We start from the raw sequence: 18,842 nt of genomic DNA, 5'->3' as shown, positions 1-18,842 counted from the left end.
GATATGAATAAAAAGTCGCTTGCATACCCATATCTCATATGGTCAGCTATTTTTGTGATTGTACCTCTTTTTCTAATTGTTTATTTTAGTTTTTTTATAGACGGACAATTTACATTAGCTAACTATGCAAAGTTTATGGAAGACTATTATATTAAAGCCATGGGGCGTTCTTTATGGATGGCACTTATTAGCACAATTATTTGTTTATTACTAGCCTATCCGTTAGCAATGATATTAAGTAGTAAAGAGATGTCGGGAAAAAGTATTATTTTAATATTGGTTGTATTACCTATGTGGATGAATTCTTTACTAAGAACTTATGCGTGGGCAAATTTATTAGAAAATAATGGTGTACTCAATAATATATTAAAGTCATTACATTTAATTGATAAAGAAATTCAGTTTTTATATGGTAATGGAGGTATTATCTTCGGGATGGTATATAATTTTTTCCCCTTTATGGTACTTCCAATTTATAATGTTTTAGTAAAGATGGATCATCATCTGATAGAAGCTTCTCATGATTTAGGAGCTAATAAATGGACAACTTTTAGAAAAGTTATTTTACCATTAAGTATGCCGGGTGTTGTGACGGGTATAATTATGGTATTTATGCCATCACTAACTACCTTCCTTATTACCAGATTATTAGGTGGAGGAAAAGTGATGCTTATTGGTAATGTTATTGAAGAACAATTTACAAGAACAGGTGACATGGGCTTTGGTTCAGCTATTTCAATGCTAATGATGATTGTAGTACTTGTTACTTTAGCAGTCATGTCTCGTAAAGGAAGTTTAGATAAAGGAGGCGGATTATTCTAATGAGATTTATAAAACGCTTCTATTTAGCACTTATATTACTTATTATGTATGCACCGGTAGCGTTATTAATGGTGTTTTCCTTTAATGATTCAAAATTACCTATTTGGAAGGGATTTACTTTAAACTGGTACGAACAAATGCTTAATGATAGTAGTATTCAACAAGCATTTTTATATACCATTATGGTAGCATTAAGTGCATCGGTGATTGCTACTATTATTGGTACTTTTGCAGCTATTGGCATTAATCAAATGAGTGGCTTTAAAAAGACATTTATGACTAATATTACGTTTATTCCTGTTTTAAGTCCGGATATTGTCATAGGTATTTCACTAATGATGCTCTTTAAAGTAATTCGAATACCTTTTGGCTTACCTTCATTAATCATAGCGCATACTACATTTTGTATTCCTTATGTGATTTTATCTATTATGCCAAAGCTTAAACAGATGAATTATAGCTTATATGAAGCTGCATTGGATTTAGGTGCTACGCCATGGTATGCCTTTAAAAAGGTTATTTTTCCAGAAATTATGCCTGGTGTATTAGCAGGGGCGTTTATTGCCTTTACGCTATCTATTGATGATTTTGTGGTAAGTTTCTTTAATACGGGAGCTGGTGTAGATACACTTCCTATTAAAATTTATTCTATGGCTAGAAAAGGTGTAAATCCTACGATTAATGCGGTATCTACACTCATGTTTATTACGATTATAACGATTTTAATAATTAATAACATAAGAGCTAATACTAATAAAAATAAATCTTTACCGGAGTAGGTAATAGATCAAGCTAGGAGATGAGAAGATAGATGAAAAAAGTAATAAGAAAAGCTGCAAGTTTAATAGTGATAGGCTGTATGACCATGGCGGTTTCTGGATGTGGAAATAGCAGTGGTAGACAAGTAGTCGTTTATAACTGGGGAGATTATATAGACCCAGAAGTTAATAAAATGTTTACACAAGAAACTGGAATTAAAGTTGTTTACTCTGATTATGCTAATAATGAAGAAATGTATAGTAAAGTAGAGTCAGGTACAGTAAGTTATGATGTTTTATTTCCTTCAGAATATATGATTGAAAAAATGATTAACAAAGATATGTTAGCAAAATTAGACTTAAGTAAAATTCCAAATTATGAAAAAATTGATGAGCGTTTTAAGTCTTTACCATATGACCCTAATAATGAGTATGCTGTACCATATATGTGGGGAACAATGGGAATCGTTTATAATAAAACCATAGTAAATGAACCAGTAGATAGCTGGAACGTGATGTGGGATGAAAAATATGCTAAGCAAATCTTTATGTATGATAGTGAAAGAGATTCTATCATGGTAGCTCTTAAAAAGTTAGGTTATTCAATGAATACAAGAGATGAAAAAGAGCTAGAAGAAGCTAAAGCAGAACTCATCAAACAAGCACCTTTAGTACTTGCTTATGTAGGTGATGAAGGAAAGAATAAAATGATTAATGGTGAAGCTGCTCTTATGTTAGCATGGGCTGGAGATGCAATGTTAATGCTTTCTGAAAATCCAGACCTTGAGTATGTTATTCCTAAAGAAGGCTCTAATTATTTTGTAGATAGTATGGTTATTCCTAAAAATGCAGCACATATGGAAGAAGCTTATGAATATATTAACTTCTTATGTAGACCAGATATTGCAGCTAAGAATGCAGAGTACATTGGATACTCAACACCAATTAGCGAAGCTAGGGAACTACTACCAGAGGAAGTTAAAAATAGTGATGTAGCTTATCCAAGCGAAAATATAACAAGTGATCCATTAATGGAGATGTTTAATGATCCTTCAGATATTATAAGTGTTTATAATTCTATTTGGACACAAGTGAAATCATCAAGCTAAAACTATTTTAAGATTATGCTTTTTAGATTATAATAAGCTTAAAACAAAGTAGGGGATGATTACATGAAAGAAGATTTATTATTGAAAGAACATTTAGTAGATGAAGAACCTTGTCTTGACAAAGGAGAAGTAAAAATTTCAAATGAAAAGGATGCAGGTGCAACAACTTCCTTGGTATTAGGCATTATTAGTTCTTTAGCATGGATTATTCCAATTATCGGTTTACCTATTACAGTTGTGGGGATTGTATTAGGGGCTATTAATATGAAGAGTAAAAAGCATAAAGGAATAGCGATTGCAGGTTTTGTAGTTAATATTGTGTTTTTAGCAGCAACAATTGCAAAGGGAATTTTAGATATTATTAAATGTTTCAAGAAAAGATAGTAAGATAAAAAAGCTCATCTAAAGGGATGAGCCTTTTTTATTAATAAGAGAAGAAAGAGGAATATTTAAAGTTTCGACACGAATTCACAGTTTTTATCCTCCATTCATAGTATATGGTAAGGGCAAAATAAAGGAGGAATCAGGGTGTATAAAAGTGTTATCATTATTAACGGCGATACACTAGGAAGAGGCGATGAGAAGGTAGGACAGACATTACTAGGGACTTTTTTACGCAAGGTACTTGCTAGTATGGATAAACCTGAAGCTATTGTCTTTTATAATTCTGGAGTTAAGCTCTTAACTAAAGAATCCTGCTACCTAGAAGTACTAGATGGACTTGAAGCAAGTGGCATAGAACTTTTAGCTTGTGGAACCTGTGTGTTTCATGTATGTGGTCAGCGTTCACTAGCAGTGGGGAGAATTAGCAATATGGAGGAAATAGCAGATTTACTTATTAAAGCGGAGAAAGTTGTCACGCTTTAAAGGGTACAAACTAGACGGTATAGTCAATAACTATACCGTCTAGTTTGTGTTTGCCCATAATAAATGAGCTGTTACCTTTTAGTAGTAACAGCTCATTAGTATTGATTAGGAATCTTCTTTAAGTTCTTGAATGTGCAGAGTAAGGTCTTCGATGACTTTTATAATCGCATCTATGTCATCTTCTTGAATGTAGTCTACGGAACCTTCTATATATTTTTGCTCAGAATCTGAAGAAAGGGAAAGTAGTGCTCTTTGAGTTCTAGCCCAGTTACTATAAATATTAGCATGAGATGTGATGATACGAATAGGAATATCACCTAAGTTGCCACCATCTAATACCTTTTGCCCATTTTCTTGAAGCTTTAATTTTTCAGAAATCATATTGCGATTCCAGGTTTTTTCTAAACCAATACCTTTATTGAGAGATTGAAGTGTGGGATCATAATCCTTATGAGTACCTAGCGTATTGTTTACCATGTTGGTACCACTAAATAAACGTAATACGCCTGTATTACGAAGGCCGTTAGTTAAGAATGATTCAATAATCATAATATTATTAAAGTCTACGCAAAATTGAGGCGAAGCTCCCTCGATAAGAACAATACCAGCTACATCTTCAGGATAAAGTTGGGCATAGCGCAATACTTCCAAAGAACCCATACCATGAGCTACAAAAATAAAAGGCTCAATATAAGTATCTTCATCATCAGGTATTTCGTCGCTATGTAGTAAAGTATAAATTTCTTTACAAATGGTATCAATATCTCTTGAAGCAGAGGTTGTCTCACTCCAACCATAACCTGGTTTATCGTAAACCTTCACAGGATGAGTAGCAGCCAGCTTGCTATGAAGAGGATAAGTCTCGACATAAGGAACATTAGCACCTATATCAGTAGTAAAGACGATAGGCATTTCACCAGAACCACCTTCATAAAGATGCATTTGAACATCATCCACTTGTACTAAACGACCTAAACGGCCTAGAGAACTGGCGGAGTAGTAAGTTCCGAGTTGCTGATAAACAATACCTAATAAAATGAGGCCAAGAATAGCAAAGCGGAAAATATGTTTTTTACGTTTTTCATGTTTTCTACTAAAACTTTTTATTTTCATGTTTTTATTTGGATCCATTGATTAATCTCCTAAAATATAACAAAATACATTAGCGCTTGACTTCTTTCTATTATATCATAAGTGAGTTATAAATTTGAATGCCTAATACAAAGATGTTTATATTTTCCTTGTAAAAAGTTTATGTCAAATAAGGGACTCTAACTAGTCAATTTAGGGAAAATAGTATACTATGAGAGGTAAGAAAGACGGTAATTGAGGTGAAACAATGAAAATTTTGCATACATCAGATTGGCATTTAGGCAGAAGCCTTCATGGCTATTCATTAATAGAGGATCAAGCTTATGTGTTAGAGCGTTTATTAGAAAAGATTAGAGAAGATCAAGTAGACCTTCTAGTGATTGCAGGTGATATTTATGATAAAAGTATTCCTACAGAAGCAGCTGTAGAGCTTTTTAATCATTTTATTAGCAAAGTGACCTTAGAGTATAAAATAAGTACCATTATTATTTCTGGCAATCATGATAGTGGTGAGCGTATCGACTTTGGTAGTAAGTTATTTGAAAGTCAGCATCTCTACATAGTAGGGAAATGTCCTAAAGGTTATCAAAAGGTTACGGTTAAGGTACAGGATGAAGAACTTGATGTTTTTATGATACCCTATATTGAGCCAGCTCATGTAAGAGAAATAGCAGAAGATGATACCATTAAAAGGCATGATGAAGCTATGGCTTATTTAATAAAAGCGATTGAAAATGAGAAGAGAGAAGTGCCTACTTTATTAGTGGCACATGCCTTTGTAGCTGGCGGAGATGTATCTGATTCAGAAAGAAGATTAAGTGTAGTAGGTGGAGCTGAGCTAGTAAGTGCTCAGCATTTTAAGAATTTTACGTATACAGCTTTAGGACATCTTCATAAGAGACAAGCTATGGGAGCAGAAAACATTCGCTATAGTGGTTCACTTCTTAAATATTCAGTATCTGAAGCTAATCAAAAGAAAGGCTATGTCCTTCTAGAGATAAAAAACCAGAAGCTTGTAGCTATTGAAGAAAAAGAACTAGCAACCAAACGTAATGTAAGGGTTTTAACAGGACTTTTAGAAGAGCTGATTGCATCAGCTAGCCTAGATGCTCATAAAGATGACTATGTATTTGTTCGTATTAAAGGTGTGCCTGTAGCAGATGTAACAGCAACACTCAGACATATTTATCCTAATATTTTAGGTAGTGAATGGGTAAAAGATGAAGCTTCAGGAGAAGCGGTTGAAGAGCAAAAACAAGTGGACTTTATGGCCACTAAGGAAAAAACAGTTACTGAGGTATTTATGGAGTTTTTAGATTTTATAGGTGAAACTGAATTTGATGAAGAAGAAACGAAGTACATCAAGGAAATTGTTCAGGAAATAGAGGAGGGAAAATATGAGGCCTAGATTACTTAAAATGACGGCTTTTGGGCCTTATGCAGGAGAACAAATCATTGACTTTGAACGTTTAGAAGATGCTAATATGTTTTTAATTTATGGTCCTACAGGTGGAGGGAAGACTACTATTTTAGATGCCATTTGTTATGCATTATATGGTGAAACCAATGGAGGGGAACGAAGTGGTGAAACCATGCGTAGTAAGTTTGCTGATGAAGATACTATTACAGAAGTAGAACTTTATTTTAAACTGCGTCAGGACGAGTATCGTATTGTGAGAAGACCTCAATATGAAAGAGCGGCTAAACGTGGCGGTAGTAGTGGTAAGCTAGTAAAGGTGGCTAGTGAGGTTGAACTTTATAAAAAAGAGGAAGATACTTATAAGTTAGTAACGGCCAAATATAATGAAGTTGGCGAAAAGATCAACGAGCTTTTGCATTTTAACATTGGGCAGTTTAGACAGGTCATTATGATTGCTCAAAATAAGTTTAGGGAGCTTCTCACCGTAAGTAGTAAAGAAAGACAGCAAATTCTTCAAGATATTTTTGAAACAGGTATTTATCAGAATGTAGAAAAAGCTTTAGAAGTCCTATATGCGGATATTAAAGATCAAGTGAAGGAAAAACAGTTAATTTATGAAAATACATTAAGTCAAATTGAAGCAGGAGAAGATGTTCGCTTAAAAGATTTTTTAAGTACAAAGGTCATTTATAATGCACCAGAGGTATGTGACATTTTAGAATGCATTTGTAGTGAGAAGACAGAGGAACAAGAGCAGCTAGAGCAAGAACTAAAAAAAGTTATGGCCCAATTAGAAGAGAGCCAACAGCAGTTAGTTAAAGTCAATAAACAGTATGAGGAAAAGCAGGAACAAGTCCGTTTAGAAACAGAGCTAACAGGCCTCATAGCTAAAAAAGAAGACTACAATCAGCTTGAAGTTAAAATTGAAAAAGCAGAAAAAATACTTCCTATTATCCCACTAGAAACCATTGTGCTAGAAGTTAAAAAAGAGTACTTGGCATGTGAAGAGACTTTAAAAGTACAAATAGCCTCTTTAAAAGAGATAGAAGATAAATTAAAGCTTTGTGAAACGAAATTAAAAGAACAGGAAAACTTACCTGTAGAAGTAGAAAAACTAAAGAAGGAATATAGCATTTTAGAAACCTATGTACCTAAAGTAGTACAATTAGCTGCTAAATACGAAGAAAGAGAGCAGAAGCAAAAAGCGCTTAGCATTGGAGAGGACACCTATAAAAAACTACTCGAAAAGGAAGTTCTATTAGATAAAGAAATAGAAGAAAAAGAGTTAACCATTAAACAAAAAGATACCCTTCAAAAAGAATTAGCTGAGAAGCTGGTCTTACAAAAAGAGATGTTAGAAATATTAAAGCAAAAAGCTGAAAGGGTAAAAGAAGAAGCACATGCTACCAAAGTCCTTTCAGAATTAGATAAACAGTACGAGCTCATTAAGCAAAAAGAGCAGCTCCATCGGCTACATGAAACGCATTATAGAGAAGCTTTTAAACTCTGGTTTAATAATCAAGCAGGGGTATTAGCTGAAACTTTAAAAGATAATGAACCTTGCCCCGTGTGTGGTTCCTTAAAGCATCCACAAAAAGCTGCTTTGACAAGTGATCATATCACGAAGGAAGCTTTGGACAAAATGGAGAAGGAAATTAAAGAGTTAGAAACAGAGTTAGGCAGTTTGAGAGAAACTAAATCAGCTTTAGAGAAAGAATGTAAGCTTCTTAAAGCGAGATTACAAGCATATGACGAGGCTTTAGTAGGTAAAGAGACTATTAGTGAAGAGGTTTTAAACAAACTAAAGGAGGAAATAACTACCCTAGAAGCAAAATTAGGAGAACTTGTCCAGATGCAAAAAGCCTTAGAAGCCAATCGCCTAGAGAAAAAGACGATTATAGAGCGAAAGGAAAAAGGAGCTACTTATATTGCAGAACAAAAAGAAGGTTTAAGTGAAGTAACAGCTTATATTACGAGTATTGAAACAGAAGTGCCAAAAGAGCTTAGAGAAAAGGTGGCTTTAGATACTATGTTAGAGCAGTTAAAAGCTGCTTATACAGCTAAAGAAACAGCTTTTAAGACACTTAAGCAGCAGCAAGAAAGACAAAGTACAGAAAAAGCACAGCAAAGTACAAGAGTGCTCGAAAACCAGAAACGAGCAGTCACTTTAAAAGAACAAGGGGCTAAAAAGCGCCTTGAGTTTGAAAATGCCTTAGAAGCTGCTGGTTTCAGTGATATCGGAGATTTTAAGATTTACAAAATGACACCAGAAGATCTAGAAACGGCTAAAGCTGATTTAGGTGAGTATAAACAAAGAAGAAATTTACTCACAAGTCAGTGTAAAGAGCTTCAAGAAAAAACAAAAGATTTCTCAGAAGAAGAAAGAGTGAGCGTTACCAATAAGCATCAAGTATTGATGGAGCAAAGCACAGCTTTAAGTTTAAAGGTTAATGAAGTGAAAAATAATCAAATGAAGCATTTAAAGATTCAGCAAGCATTAACTCATCTTTATGATGAGGTTAAAACCATAGTAAAAAAACAAAGTGTTATTGAAAAAATTAGTAGCTATGCGAAAGGAAAGAATAAAAAGGGACTTTCTTTTGAAAGATATATTCAAAGTAGCATTTTTGAAGAAGTTTTAAGAAGTGCTAATAAGAAATTAAGGCCGATGACCCATAATCGTTATGAATTATTTCGTAGTGACGATTTATCTCGTGCTAATGCACAAGCAGGTTTGGATATTGGCATTAAGGATTATTATAATAATGAGACAAGGCCTGTAACAACCTTATCAGGTGGTGAAAGTTTTATGGCAGCACTAGCGCTAGCCCTCGGCTTATCTGAAGTGATTCAAAGATTAGCAGGAGCTACGCCACTAGATACGTTATTTATTGATGAAGGTTTTGGTAGTTTAGATGAAGAAGCACTAGAGCTAGCTATTAAAACTTTACTAAGTATTCAAGATACAGGTCGTTTAATAGGAATCATATCACATGTAAAAGAGTTACGAGAACAAATCCCAGTAGGTCTTGAAATTACTACAGGGGCTAGAGGAAGTTCAGCTTCGTTTAAACTATAAAGTAATTTCCTAATGCTTTTTAACAGGAATCTGTGTTACAATATGATGAAGATCAATACAATAAAATGGAAGCATTGTTTTAAGCATAAGGAGTTGAAATAATGGACATAAACAAGATTGTGCAGCTTTTATCTGAAAAGATACCTACTCAGCACATTTTAACCCATGAACCAATGAAAAATTATACCACCTTTAAGATTGGTGGTCTAGCAGATATAATGGTTAAACCAGAAAACAAAGAGCAATTAAGTACTATATTGCAGGTGTGCGCCAAAGAAAAAGTACCTTATTATATTTTAGGCAATGGTAGTAATTTACTTGTATCAGACGCAGGTTATAGAGGTGTTATTATTCAGCTTTATAATCAGTTTGCAGAAATCACTGTAGAAGATAACAGGATTACAGCGCAATCTGGTGCACTTCTTGCTAGAATAGCAGCTAAAGCATTAGAAAATGAATTAACTGGTTTTGAGTTTGCTCATGGTATACCTGGAACCTTAGGTGGAGCAGTAGTGATGAATGCAGGTGCCTATGGCGGTGAAATGAAGCATGTCATTGCTTCCTGTGAAGTTATGACACCAGAAGGAGAAATATTAAAGCTTTCTAATGAGGAATTAGAGCTAGGTTATCGTACCAGCGTTATTCAAAAGAAAGGCTATATTGTTTTAGAAGCTACCTTTATACTAGAGCCAGGAGATAAAGAAAAAATTCAAGAGCTCATGAAGGATTATGCAGGGCGTAGACGTGATAAGCAACCACTAGATAAACCAAGTGCAGGCAGTACTTTTAAAAGACCCGAAGGTTATTTTGCAGGAAAGCTTATTATGGATAGTGGTTTAAGAGGTTTTCAGGTAGGTGGCGCTATGATATCTGATAAACACTGTGGTTTTGTAGTCAATACTGGAGAAGCTACTTGCGAGGATGTGATTCATTTGATTCAAGAAGTGAAACGCATTGTTAAAGAAAAATTTGATGTAGAGCTAGAGCCAGAAGTAAAAATGCTTGGGTTTTAACGATAAAAGGAGGGGCTATCTTAATAGCCCCTTTATATAAAACTTGTATGATAAAGAAGTAAAGCGAAAGGAATAGGAGGGAGTCTTATGAACTTTGTCATTGTTACGGGCATGTCAGGAGCAGGGAAAAGTAGTGCTATTAACTGCTTTGAAGATATGGGTTATTATTGCGTAGACAATTTACCACCTACACTGATTAAAAGCTTTGCAGAGCTTATTGTTTCACAACAAAATAAGCTAAGTAAGGTTGTTTTAGGTATAGATACAAGAGGAGGCAGTTTATTTGCTGATTTATTTACGAGTTTAAATGAACTCCAAAAAAGTGGACATACTTATGAGATTGTATTTTTTGATTGCAGTGATGCAGAACTGATTAAACGTTTTAAAGAAACAAGACGTTTACATCCTCTAGCTCGTAGTGAAAGAATTGAAGAGGGAATTGAAAGAGAAAGACGTATATTAAGAGAAATAAAGGAAAAAGCTAATCATATCATCGACACTTCTTATATGCTCCCAAAAGATACAAGAGGCGTATTATATAAGATTTATTGCGAAGACAAGGCTTTCAATAGTTTAATGATTACTATTGTGTCCTTTGGATTTAAATATGGGATTCCTATTGATGCAGATTTAGTATTTGATGTCCGTTTTGCTCCGAATCCTTATTATATTCCTGAGATGAGACCGCATACAGGGAATGAATCTATTGTCAGTGATTATGTCATGCAATTTGAGGTAAGTCAAACCTTCCTTACAAAGCTTCAAGATATGATTACCTTTTTGATTCCTAACTTTAAAAAAGAGGGGAAAAATCAACTCGTTATTGCTATTGGTTGCACAGGCGGTAAACATCGTTCTGTCACTCTTGCTAATGCACTCTATGATTATTTACAAAATGAGGGGCACACTGTGATTAAACAGCATAGAGATATAGAGAAGGATAGTAAAAGAGGGAAATAAATGATAAAAACAACGCAGCAAAATAAAAAGATTGTAGTAATAGGTGGCGGAACAGGATTATCAACCATGCTAAGAGGCATTAAAAAATATACCTCACAGATTACAGCTATTGTAACTGTTGCAGATAATGGGGGAGGCTCTGGAAAACTAAGAGAAGAAATGGGGATTATTGCACCTGGAGATATACGAAACTGTATTGTAGCACTAGCTAACACAGAACCTATTATGGAAAAGCTTTTGCAGTATCGCTTTAAAGAAGGAACCTTACAAGGGCAAAGCTTTGGAAATCTTTTTTTAGCTGCACTGACGGATGTAACAGGTGGTTTTGAGGAAGCAGTGCGTGTAACAAGCAATGTTTTAGCTATTACAGGGAAAGTATTGCCCGTTACATTAGAAGATGTACACTTAGAAGCTACCTTTGACAATGGACAATGGATTTCAGGTGAAAGTGAGATTGTGGAATATGGTAAAGGAAGTGGACATAATATTACTACCATTAAGCTTGTACCTAGTATGCCACAGCCAGCGCCTGAAGTAATTGAAGCCTTAGAAGATGCAGACTTAATTATATTAGGGCCAGGGAGTTTATATACCAGTATCATTCCTAATTTGCTGGTAAAAAACATTAGTTGTTATATTAGAGAAGCTAAAGCTGAAAAGCTTTATGTAGCTAATTTGATGACACAACCAGGGGAGACTAGTGATTTAAGCCTAGAAAGACACCTTATGATTTTAGAAGGCTATTTGGGTAAAGGTGTTATTAATCAAGTGATTGTTAATAATGAAGTAATAGAAGAAACGTATTTAAGACAATATTTGGAAGATGGTGCAAGTGTCTTAAAGGTTGATGAAACGCATCCTATATGGGATAATATTAAAATAATAGAAGCCCCCCTTGTTAAAGTAGACCAAGATAAGAAATTCATTAGACATGATGCTGACAAATTGGCAAAATGTATTTTTGAGGAGATTTAGTACAAAAATTACATAAGATGAGGTGACTGAGATGTCCTTTTCTTCCGATGTAAAAAAAGAACTCACATGTGTACCGATAGGTGCCAGACATTGTATGATAGCAGAAATTGCAGCCATGATTATTATGGCGGGAGAAGTAAAATATGAAGCACATCAGTTTCGTATTAAATTTCAAACAGAAAATGCGGCTATTGCAAGAAAATACTTTACAATGATAAAAAAAGCTTTTAATATAAATACTGAGGTAGTCCTTAAAACACATAAAAAAATGCATAAAAAGCAAAATTATGTAATTGTCACCAAGACCAGTGAAGAAGCAGAAAAGATTTTAAGGGCAACTACATTATTAAAAGATGAATCAGGTCATCCTACCCTTAGAGATCATGTGGATTTAACCGTTATACAAAGTATTTGTTGCAAGAGAGCTTACTTAAGAGGAGCCTTTTTGGGAGCAGGCTCTGTAAGTGACCCAGAGAAGGGCTATCATTTAGAGTTTGTTAATCAAACGGAAAAACAAGCTGAATTCTTGAAGGATATTATGATTTCTCTTGAGATGGAGCCTAAAGTTGTACCACGAAAGAATAATTTCGTGTTATACTTAAAAGAAGGGACACAAATTGTAGACTTACTCAATATTATGGGAGCTCATATAGCTCTTATGGAACTTGAAAATGTACGTATTGTTAAAGAGGTAAGAAATAATGTCAATCGTATTGTTAACTGCGAGACAGCTAATTTGAAAAAAACAGTATCGGCAGCTGTACGGCAGATGCAAGATATTGAGTTCATACAAAACACAATAGGGATATCAGCATTACCTGAAAACTTAAGACAAGTGGCAACTTATCGTTTGGAGTATCCAAGTAGCTCACTTAAAGAGCTAGGGGAACTGCTTATGCCACCCGTTGGAAAATCAGGTGTTAACCATAGGCTTAAGAAAATTAGTGAAATAGCAGAGCAAATTAGAGAAACAAGAGGAGGAAGTAAAAATGGTTAAAGAAGTACTTAAATTAGAATTAAAAAATGGTCTTGAGGCTAGACCTGCAGCATTATTTGTGCAGATTGCAAGTAAATATGAAAGCCATATTTCAGTTACAGTAAATGAAAAACAAGTAAATGCTAAAAGTATTATGGGGATGATGTCTTTAGGTGCTATTAAAGGCCAAAACATTGAAATTGTAGCTGAAGGTCAAGATGAAGAAGAAGCAGTAGCTGCACTTATTAAGTTCTTAACAACACAAGAAGTAGCAGAATAATTAAGTTTAGTTGAAGAGGCTATTATAAAGGTGATTGGTACAATCGCTTTTATAATAGCCTCTTTTATTATAAGTAAGTTACATTTTGGAACTACTTGTAGATTTAAAGGAATGATGTAGTTTATAATAAAGCATGAACATATAGAATAGATACAGATTAAAATAAGGGGGCACATCAGTGAAGCGACAAATAAAAAGATACATAAGAGGTATACTATTTTTGGTTTTCATGTATAGCATGACTATTGTAACCATGGCAAGTGTGCCTAAGACGATTAAAGTAGGGCTAGAATCAGTTTATAAAAACCAAGGAACTATCGTTTTATCAGGCAATCAAAACTTTGAGATAGGTTATTTTGATGATAAAGGCTTTACTGCTTTAGGCACACTTAATGCTTCAAATTTAAGTTTAAGAACTACATCTAATAGTTATTATGATATAGGTTTAAGTTTTAATAACTATTCTTCGGCATTAGAAGCTGCTAAATTATATAGTAGCACAGCAGTAGTAGGTTATACTTCAGCAGGTACTTTTAGTGTATATAGCTTAGAAGCAACTAATAGTCTAGGAGCAGTACCAAGTAGCAACTTAGTAGAGGTCTATGATACAAGTAATCAACTTCTTTTAGTAACTGTTAAAAAGAGTGACTTAGTTTTTTGTAGTTTTGATCTAAGTTCAGGTTTATATTTAACGCAAGTAGGAAGTAGTAACCGCTATAGAGGGGCTATTGGCTTAGGCGGTGATAGCGGATTAACACCTTATAATGTTCTGTTTATGGAAGAATATTTATATGGCGTATTACCAAAAGAAATGTCGGTTTCTTTTCCAATAGAAGCATTGAAGGCACAAGCTGTAGCAGCAAGATCTATTGCTACTTACCAGTATAATAGATATAGTAGTTCTGGATACAATGTAGTTGATACTACCTCTACTCAAGCTTACGGTGGCTATAATGCGGAGAAGGATACGACGACTGCAGCAGTAGATATGACTTATAATGAGGTCATTCGTTATAATGGAGCTATTGCAGAAGCGGTATACTTTTCTACTAGTGGGGGAGTAACAGAAGCAGCTAAAGAAGTATGGGGAAGTGAGATTGCTTACTTACAGTCAGTAGTAGATTTGTATGAAACAGAGCCAGCTATGCCAGCGTGGACAGCCATGGTTTCAATGGATGAAATAGGAGCGGCTTTAACCCGTAAGGGAGTTAATATTGGAACGCCTACTAGTATTTCTATTACAGGAAGAAGTTTATCTGGAAGAGTAAAAGAGTTAACCATTTATGGAACAGTAGGAACTTATACAGTAAAAGGAACAGAAGTAAGAACATTCTTTTCGGGAACTACTGCCGGTTCTTTAAAAAGTACATATTTTAGTTTTTATGGTCCTATTGGAAATGTAAATAGCGGTGGTTCAAGTGGTAGTAGTAATACTGTTACGGTACTTTCTGGTTATGGCAAAGAGCAAGTAAGTAAGGATAGTCTAGTAGCCATGAATAGTACTAGTATGAGTACCTTACCTAGTAAAGTAGCTGTATGGTCAGAAAATGGTTTAAGCTATTTAAGTGGTAGCAGTGGAGCATCAGGAGCAACAACTCATCTAGGCTTAGAAACAGCAACAGGTAATGTAACGATTTATGGTGCTGGATATGGTCATGGGGTAGGAATGTCTCAAAGCGGTGCTAAAGGTATGGCTAAGGCTGGATTTATGTACGATGAAATTTTGAAATATTATTATAGTGGGGTAACGGTTTCTAGATAGCAATGAAAAGCCACTCTTGAGAAATATAAACAATAGTATTTCTATAAGAGTGGCTTTTATTTATAATCTTATAATTGAGTAGTAATCAAATGATTGAAAATATATAGTTTTATGTATTGATATATATAAATAAATAGTTAAAAAACGAAACAAATCGAGTCTGCTAACGTCTAATATATTAGATTGAATGGAATAAGGAGGAGGGGAAAATGGTGAAGAAAAGTCGTTTAAAAACAGTTATCACAGGTATTAGCTTATTGTTAATGATCTTAATAGTCATCATCGTAGCAAGAACGATTAAACAGAACAATGGAGACAATCAGCAGTTAGACTTAGTCAGTCAGGGAGATAAAGTCATAGCAAAGATCTATGACAGTCAGCAAGCGATTTATAATGAGGAAGGACAAGTGCCTAATGCAATTTATCATTTTTCTAAAGAACAGCTTATACAGTTAGCAGAAATGATGAATTTTAAAGATTGGAAAGCAGACAAAGGTAACATGATATATGATATGGCATTGAGTCTAGTGATTCAAGTAAATGACAAAGATTGTTATTATGTGTTTCCTAATGTAGAAAATCAAACTTATATAGAAATATATGATACTAGTCAAAGTGAAACGGGAAGCAAAAGATATTTTGCACCTAAAGAAGTTTATGAAACAGTCAAAGGTTATATCATGTCTCAGGGAGCATTAGTACAAGGAGACATGGAAAATAGTTTAACAGCTGAGATTACAGAAGTGAAGGATCAAATACTTTTAGTCAAAGGTATTGATGAGGCAGCACTAAAAAGTATAGGAGATGCTTGTTATCTTACCATTAATAAAGCAAGTACGACAATTCTAGACTCTGAAGGGCAAAAGGTGAATTTATCTTATTTAAAGACAGGTATGCAGATTAAAATAAAATTATTAGGTGGCATTTTAGAATCTTATCCTTGCCAAGCTGAAACCTTGGTAGTTCAGGTCATACAATAGGAAAAACAAATGACATTTGACTGCAGAAAAAGTGCCTTTCTTTTATTAAGTTTATACGCTATTATACCTGTTTTATATATGATAGAAGCTTTTCCCAATATTAATCTGACCTATTTAGCAGCCATGCTATTAGGAATTGTTTTATTGGTTAATATATCTTGTAATAATTATAAAGTGACTATTAATGATGAAGCTTTAATTGTTTATCGTGTAATAGGAAAAGAGGTACATATTGATTTAAAACAAGTGCATAAGATACAATTATTAGCTATTGGAAAGAACATGAAGCTTATAGTAATTACTGGAAATAAGCAATATACGTTTGCCATTAATGGCTTAGATGAAAAGCGAATCGCCTTATACTTAAATACTTTAGGTAATCAATCTGCAATAAAAATAGAAGTAGATTTACAATATGGGAAAAACAAACAGGCTTATGATATAAATAATTTTTCCTAAATCTTTTCATACTAAAGGTGTAATTTATTATTAATGGAGGAAATCGTATGGCAAAAGAAAAAGGTTTTGCAAGTTTTACCCCTGCTGCTGCTGAAGCCTTTAGTAAAGAAGAACAAAAGAAACGCCCTCAAACAGGACTTCAGCGTTACAAAGAAAAAATGGCAAAACAATCTGAGGTGAAATAAATGGATGAAGTAACCAAAAAGCTAGTGCCACAACAAGGGTCTCAAAAAAGTAGAAGTAAAGGTGGTTTAGAAGTAGATCCAGGAACTAAAGCTACTGACTTTAAAAAGCATTGGAATCATAACACAAAAAATAATCATTAATAACTTTATAACTAACGCAAAAGGGATTCGAGCTATGAGCAAAAGTGCTTATAGTTTGAATCCCTTTTCTTTATTTTTACTTTTGCTTATAAGTATCTACCTATTTGTATAAAGTATTAAAAAAATGATAAAATACAAGAGGAGGCACAAACTATGCGTATCAATAAATTACTAAGTAACAAGGGCATCTGTTCTAGAAGTCAGGCACATCAGCTGATTGTAGCAGGACGTGTAAAGGTGAATGGTCAGCTTTGCATACCAGGACAATGGGTTGAAGAAACGGATGAGATTTTATTAGATGATAGACCAGTTAAGCAGCAGGAGCGTCTGTATATTATTTTAAATAAGCCAGTCGGCATTGTTTGTACAGCAGCAGAGGATGTGGAAGATAATATTATCCGCTATATGAATTATCCAGCTTATTTATTTCCTGTGGGAAGACTTGATAAAGATTCACAGGGACTTATTTTGCTAACCAATGATGGAGATTTAGCCAGCGATATATTAGAAGCAGAGAAGGGACATGAAAAGGAATATGTGGTGCAAGTAGATCGCCCCTACGAAGAGGATTTTCTTCATAAAATGAGTCAAGGTGTTAACTTAGGAGATGGTGTTGTCACAAGGATTTGCCAAGTGAGTGCTATAAATAAGGATACCTTTCGTATTATACTAACCCAAGGCATGAATCGCCAAATTAGAAGAATGACAAAAGCTTTAGGCTATAACGTTGTGCGATTAGAGCGTATTCGTTTATTAAATATCGCTTTAGGCCCATTAGCTTATGGTGAGTGGAGAAAACTAACAAACCTAGAAGTAGAAACGCTAAAATCTGAGATTGAAGGTAATAAAGTTAATAAGATAGAGCAAAACAAATAAAAACACGATTTCATAAGGATTAATATAGCCCGATGAAATCGTGTTTTTTGTATCATTTTTGTTAGCAATACTTTCTATTAATATCTTAAAGTGATTAAGCCTTTATCTTTGTATCTTGGTGTTCTATCAAGACGTTTTCTAGTGTATCATGAGCATCGGCTGCTGCTTCTCCTATATTGAATTTAGCAACAATGATTTCTCCCTTTAGTAGCACTAAGGTTTGAGAGCCATCAGGATTAGAGACAATCGTAGAATGAGATTCTTCTTTTTCGCTACTAGAAGAAGTAGTATTAATACTCGTAGGATTGGTTAAAGAAGAGTCGGAGGTATGAGCGAATTCTTCGTTTAAACGTTCTTTAGAAGCCATGCTTTTTGAACTTTCTTGTTCATAAGCTAATTGTAAATCAGAAGCCTTTGCTTCATCATCTGCTTCTGTAGGGAGTAGAAATTCACTATAATCGCCTTTAAAGCCGTATTGTTTTAATAGGTTTTTAGTAAACTGATTGTATCTGATAACATCAGCTTTATTTCTAAGAGGATGGGTTTCTAAATAAGCTTCTTGTTGTTTTTTGATAGCTTCTTTTTCTTCGTCAGTTAGGCCAGTGTAGTATTCATCTTGATAACCTTTAATCGCTTTATGAAATTGGTCTTTAAGTAAGACAGATTCATTTTTCGATGTTTCTTTCTCGTAGGGAGAGGTGGTAGTAGTTACAGAATTCATATAATCTGATATGTTCAAGGTAATAGCCTCCTTTGTTCTGGGCTAATGGATAATCCATACTGTAATATATATCGTCAATGAGTGCTAGTTGTATTACAAGTTAATTGATGTAATATTAAGAATAGATATAACTGTTCATAATCGGCTTAATAAGCTCTATTTTTATAAGTAAGTTAAAAAAGAAAAAGTAATTGCGACAATAGAGTAATAAACGAAGGGGACTTAAGTATGAAAAAAAGTACTGCTCATAGTTGTCTGTCTATTAGGAATGGGGTAAAGCCTGTGGGTGCAGTCCAATGAAGCTTCTTTAGATGAATAGAGTCAATAAAAATGATGATTAAAGCGGAATGCTTATTTAAGAGTGCTT

The 18,842-nt window shown here is 34.2% G+C and carries 20 protein-coding genes; 18 read left to right on the top strand and 2 right to left on the bottom strand.

Annotated features, from left to right (window positions below):
• The first annotated feature begins 3 nt into the window (after positions 1 to 3).
• The 5 genes from EKH84_RS17565 (at position 4) to EKH84_RS17545 (ending at position 3,556) form a co-directional block, all read left to right on the top strand.
• Positions 4 to 822, top strand: coding sequence for an ABC transporter permease (locus EKH84_RS17565; RefSeq protein ID WP_127067308.1), 819 nt, complete (start codon positions 4 to 6; stop codon positions 820 to 822).
• The gene (locus EKH84_RS17560; protein WP_127067307.1) at positions 822 to 1,601 is read left to right on the top strand and encodes an ABC transporter permease; all 780 of its coding nucleotides are present in this window, start codon (positions 822 to 824) and stop codon (positions 1,599 to 1,601) included. Before EKH84_RS17565 ends, EKH84_RS17560 begins: the two co-directional genes overlap by 1 nt.
• A gap of 32 nt (positions 1,602 to 1,633) precedes the next feature.
• Complete coding sequence (locus EKH84_RS17555; protein WP_127067306.1) at positions 1,634 to 2,689, top strand: ABC transporter substrate-binding protein; 1,056 nt, start codon at positions 1,634 to 1,636, stop codon at positions 2,687 to 2,689.
• Between the two features lie 63 nt (positions 2,690 to 2,752).
• Positions 2,753 to 3,073: a hypothetical protein gene (locus EKH84_RS17550; protein WP_207669748.1), complete on the top strand. Its 321-nt coding sequence runs from the start codon at positions 2,753 to 2,755 to the stop codon at positions 3,071 to 3,073.
• A 144-nt stretch (positions 3,074 to 3,217) separates the two neighbouring features.
• On the top strand, positions 3,218 to 3,556 hold the full coding sequence (locus EKH84_RS17545; RefSeq protein ID WP_127067305.1) for a DsrE family protein: 339 nt from the start codon (positions 3,218 to 3,220) through the stop codon (positions 3,554 to 3,556).
• A 105-nt stretch (positions 3,557 to 3,661) separates the two neighbouring features.
• On the opposite strand, the gene EKH84_RS17540 is transcribed toward EKH84_RS17545, so the two are convergent.
• Positions 3,662 to 4,687, bottom strand: coding sequence for an alpha/beta fold hydrolase (locus EKH84_RS17540; RefSeq protein WP_127067304.1), 1,026 nt, complete (start codon positions 4,685 to 4,687; stop codon positions 3,662 to 3,664).
• Between the two features lie 208 nt (positions 4,688 to 4,895).
• Here EKH84_RS17540 and EKH84_RS17535 point away from each other — a divergent pair, with 208 nt between their 5' ends.
• The 13 genes from EKH84_RS17535 to EKH84_RS17485 all read left to right on the top strand — a co-directional run bounded on the left by EKH84_RS17535 (position 4,896) and on the right by EKH84_RS17485 (position 17,754).
• Complete coding sequence (locus tag EKH84_RS17535; RefSeq protein ID WP_127067303.1) at positions 4,896 to 6,056, top strand: exonuclease SbcCD subunit D; 1,161 nt, start codon at positions 4,896 to 4,898, stop codon at positions 6,054 to 6,056.
• Entirely contained in the window at positions 6,046 to 9,147 is a 3,102-nt protein-coding gene (locus EKH84_RS17530) for an AAA family ATPase (RefSeq protein ID WP_127067302.1), read from the top strand. The genes EKH84_RS17535 and EKH84_RS17530 overlap by 11 nt, the downstream gene beginning before the upstream one ends.
• 101 nt (positions 9,148 to 9,248) lie before the next feature.
• A complete protein-coding gene (gene murB / locus EKH84_RS17525; RefSeq protein ID WP_127067301.1) occupies positions 9,249 to 10,160 on the top strand; it encodes a UDP-N-acetylmuramate dehydrogenase in 912 nt (303 codons plus the stop codon).
• 87 nt (positions 10,161 to 10,247) lie between these two features.
• Positions 10,248 to 11,120, top strand: a complete 873-nt coding sequence (gene rapZ, locus EKH84_RS17520) for an RNase adapter RapZ (RefSeq protein WP_127067300.1) — start codon at positions 10,248 to 10,250, stop codon at positions 11,118 to 11,120.
• On the top strand, positions 11,121 to 12,095 hold the full coding sequence (locus EKH84_RS17515; RefSeq protein ID WP_013657901.1) for a gluconeogenesis factor YvcK family protein: 975 nt from the start codon (positions 11,121 to 11,123) through the stop codon (positions 12,093 to 12,095).
• Between the two features lie 31 nt (positions 12,096 to 12,126).
• Positions 12,127 to 13,092 (top strand): DNA-binding protein WhiA, encoded by a 966-nt coding sequence (gene whiA / locus EKH84_RS17510; RefSeq protein ID WP_127067299.1) that lies wholly within the window; start codon positions 12,127 to 12,129, stop codon positions 13,090 to 13,092.
• A complete protein-coding gene (locus EKH84_RS17505) occupies positions 13,085 to 13,351 on the top strand; it encodes an HPr family phosphocarrier protein (protein ID WP_013657899.1) in 267 nt (88 codons plus the stop codon). The genes whiA and EKH84_RS17505 overlap by 8 nt, the downstream gene beginning before the upstream one ends.
• 178 nt (positions 13,352 to 13,529) lie before the next feature.
• Positions 13,530 to 15,113 (top strand): SpoIID/LytB domain-containing protein, encoded by a 1,584-nt coding sequence (locus EKH84_RS17500; RefSeq protein ID WP_127067298.1) that lies wholly within the window; start codon positions 13,530 to 13,532, stop codon positions 15,111 to 15,113.
• A gap of 209 nt (positions 15,114 to 15,322) precedes the next feature.
• Complete coding sequence (locus EKH84_RS17495; RefSeq protein WP_127067297.1) at positions 15,323 to 16,093, top strand: DUF3221 domain-containing protein; 771 nt, start codon at positions 15,323 to 15,325, stop codon at positions 16,091 to 16,093.
• 9 nt (positions 16,094 to 16,102) lie between these two features.
• Positions 16,103 to 16,552, top strand: a complete 450-nt coding sequence (locus EKH84_RS17490; protein ID WP_127067296.1) for a hypothetical protein — start codon at positions 16,103 to 16,105, stop codon at positions 16,550 to 16,552.
• A 47-nt stretch (positions 16,553 to 16,599) separates the two neighbouring features.
• Positions 16,600 to 16,737 (top strand): hypothetical protein, encoded by a 138-nt coding sequence (locus EKH84_RS22230; protein WP_190283382.1) that lies wholly within the window; start codon positions 16,600 to 16,602, stop codon positions 16,735 to 16,737.
• Positions 16,738 to 16,878, top strand: coding sequence for a hypothetical protein (locus EKH84_RS22225; protein ID WP_013657894.1), 141 nt, complete (start codon positions 16,738 to 16,740; stop codon positions 16,876 to 16,878).
• Between the two features lie 153 nt (positions 16,879 to 17,031).
• Positions 17,032 to 17,754 (top strand): pseudouridine synthase, encoded by a 723-nt coding sequence (locus EKH84_RS17485; RefSeq protein WP_127067295.1) that lies wholly within the window; start codon positions 17,032 to 17,034, stop codon positions 17,752 to 17,754.
• Between the two features lie 94 nt (positions 17,755 to 17,848).
• Here the strand turns inward: EKH84_RS17485 and EKH84_RS17480 are convergent, their stop codons facing one another.
• Positions 17,849 to 18,493, bottom strand: a complete 645-nt coding sequence (locus EKH84_RS17480) for a hypothetical protein (RefSeq protein WP_127067294.1) — start codon at positions 18,491 to 18,493, stop codon at positions 17,849 to 17,851.
• Between the last annotated feature and the right edge of the window lie 349 nt (positions 18,494 to 18,842).

Origin of the sequence: Cellulosilyticum sp. WCF-2, from assembly GCF_003990395.1 — a bacterium.
In the GTDB taxonomy this organism is placed as follows: Bacteria; Bacillota; Clostridia; order Lachnospirales; family Cellulosilyticaceae; genus Cellulosilyticum; species Cellulosilyticum lentocellum.
The sequence above is the reverse complement of the archived record's forward strand: the minus strand, read 5'-3'. Positions and strand labels throughout refer to the sequence as shown.

Excerpts from the sequence above, each read along its gene's own strand:
- murB (WP_127067301.1), top strand. The coding sequence starts at position 9,249 with ATGGACATAAACAAGATTGTGCAGCTTTTATCTGAAAAGATACCTACT.
- EKH84_RS17535 (WP_127067303.1), top strand. The coding sequence starts at position 4,896 with ATGAAAATTTTGCATACATCAGATTGGCATTTAGGCAGAAGCCTTCAT.
- whiA (WP_127067299.1), top strand. The coding sequence starts at position 12,127 with ATGTCCTTTTCTTCCGATGTAAAAAAAGAACTCACATGTGTACCGATA.
- EKH84_RS17515 (WP_013657901.1), top strand. The coding sequence starts at position 11,121 with ATGATAAAAACAACGCAGCAAAATAAAAAGATTGTAGTAATAGGTGGC.
- EKH84_RS17555 (WP_127067306.1), top strand. The coding sequence starts at position 1,634 with ATGAAAAAAGTAATAAGAAAAGCTGCAAGTTTAATAGTGATAGGCTGT.
- EKH84_RS17550 (WP_207669748.1), top strand. The coding sequence starts at position 2,753 with ATGAAAGAAGATTTATTATTGAAAGAACATTTAGTAGATGAAGAACCT.
- EKH84_RS17495 (WP_127067297.1), top strand. The coding sequence starts at position 15,323 with ATGGTGAAGAAAAGTCGTTTAAAAACAGTTATCACAGGTATTAGCTTA.
- EKH84_RS17505 (WP_013657899.1), top strand. The coding sequence starts at position 13,085 with ATGGTTAAAGAAGTACTTAAATTAGAATTAAAAAATGGTCTTGAGGCT.
- EKH84_RS17490 (WP_127067296.1), top strand. The coding sequence starts at position 16,103 with ATGACATTTGACTGCAGAAAAAGTGCCTTTCTTTTATTAAGTTTATAC.
- EKH84_RS17565 (WP_127067308.1), top strand. The coding sequence starts at position 4 with ATGAATAAAAAGTCGCTTGCATACCCATATCTCATATGGTCAGCTATT.
- rapZ (WP_127067300.1), top strand. The coding sequence starts at position 10,248 with ATGAACTTTGTCATTGTTACGGGCATGTCAGGAGCAGGGAAAAGTAGT.
- EKH84_RS17560 (WP_127067307.1), top strand. The coding sequence starts at position 822 with ATGAGATTTATAAAACGCTTCTATTTAGCACTTATATTACTTATTATG.
- EKH84_RS17540 (WP_127067304.1), bottom strand. The coding sequence starts at position 4,687 with ATGGATCCAAATAAAAACATGAAAATAAAAAGTTTTAGTAGAAAACAT.
- EKH84_RS17530 (WP_127067302.1), top strand. The coding sequence starts at position 6,046 with ATGAGGCCTAGATTACTTAAAATGACGGCTTTTGGGCCTTATGCAGGA.
- EKH84_RS17485 (WP_127067295.1), top strand. The coding sequence starts at position 17,032 with ATGCGTATCAATAAATTACTAAGTAACAAGGGCATCTGTTCTAGAAGT.
- EKH84_RS22225 (WP_013657894.1), top strand. The coding sequence starts at position 16,738 with ATGGATGAAGTAACCAAAAAGCTAGTGCCACAACAAGGGTCTCAAAAA.
- EKH84_RS22230 (WP_190283382.1), top strand. The coding sequence starts at position 16,600 with ATGGCAAAAGAAAAAGGTTTTGCAAGTTTTACCCCTGCTGCTGCTGAA.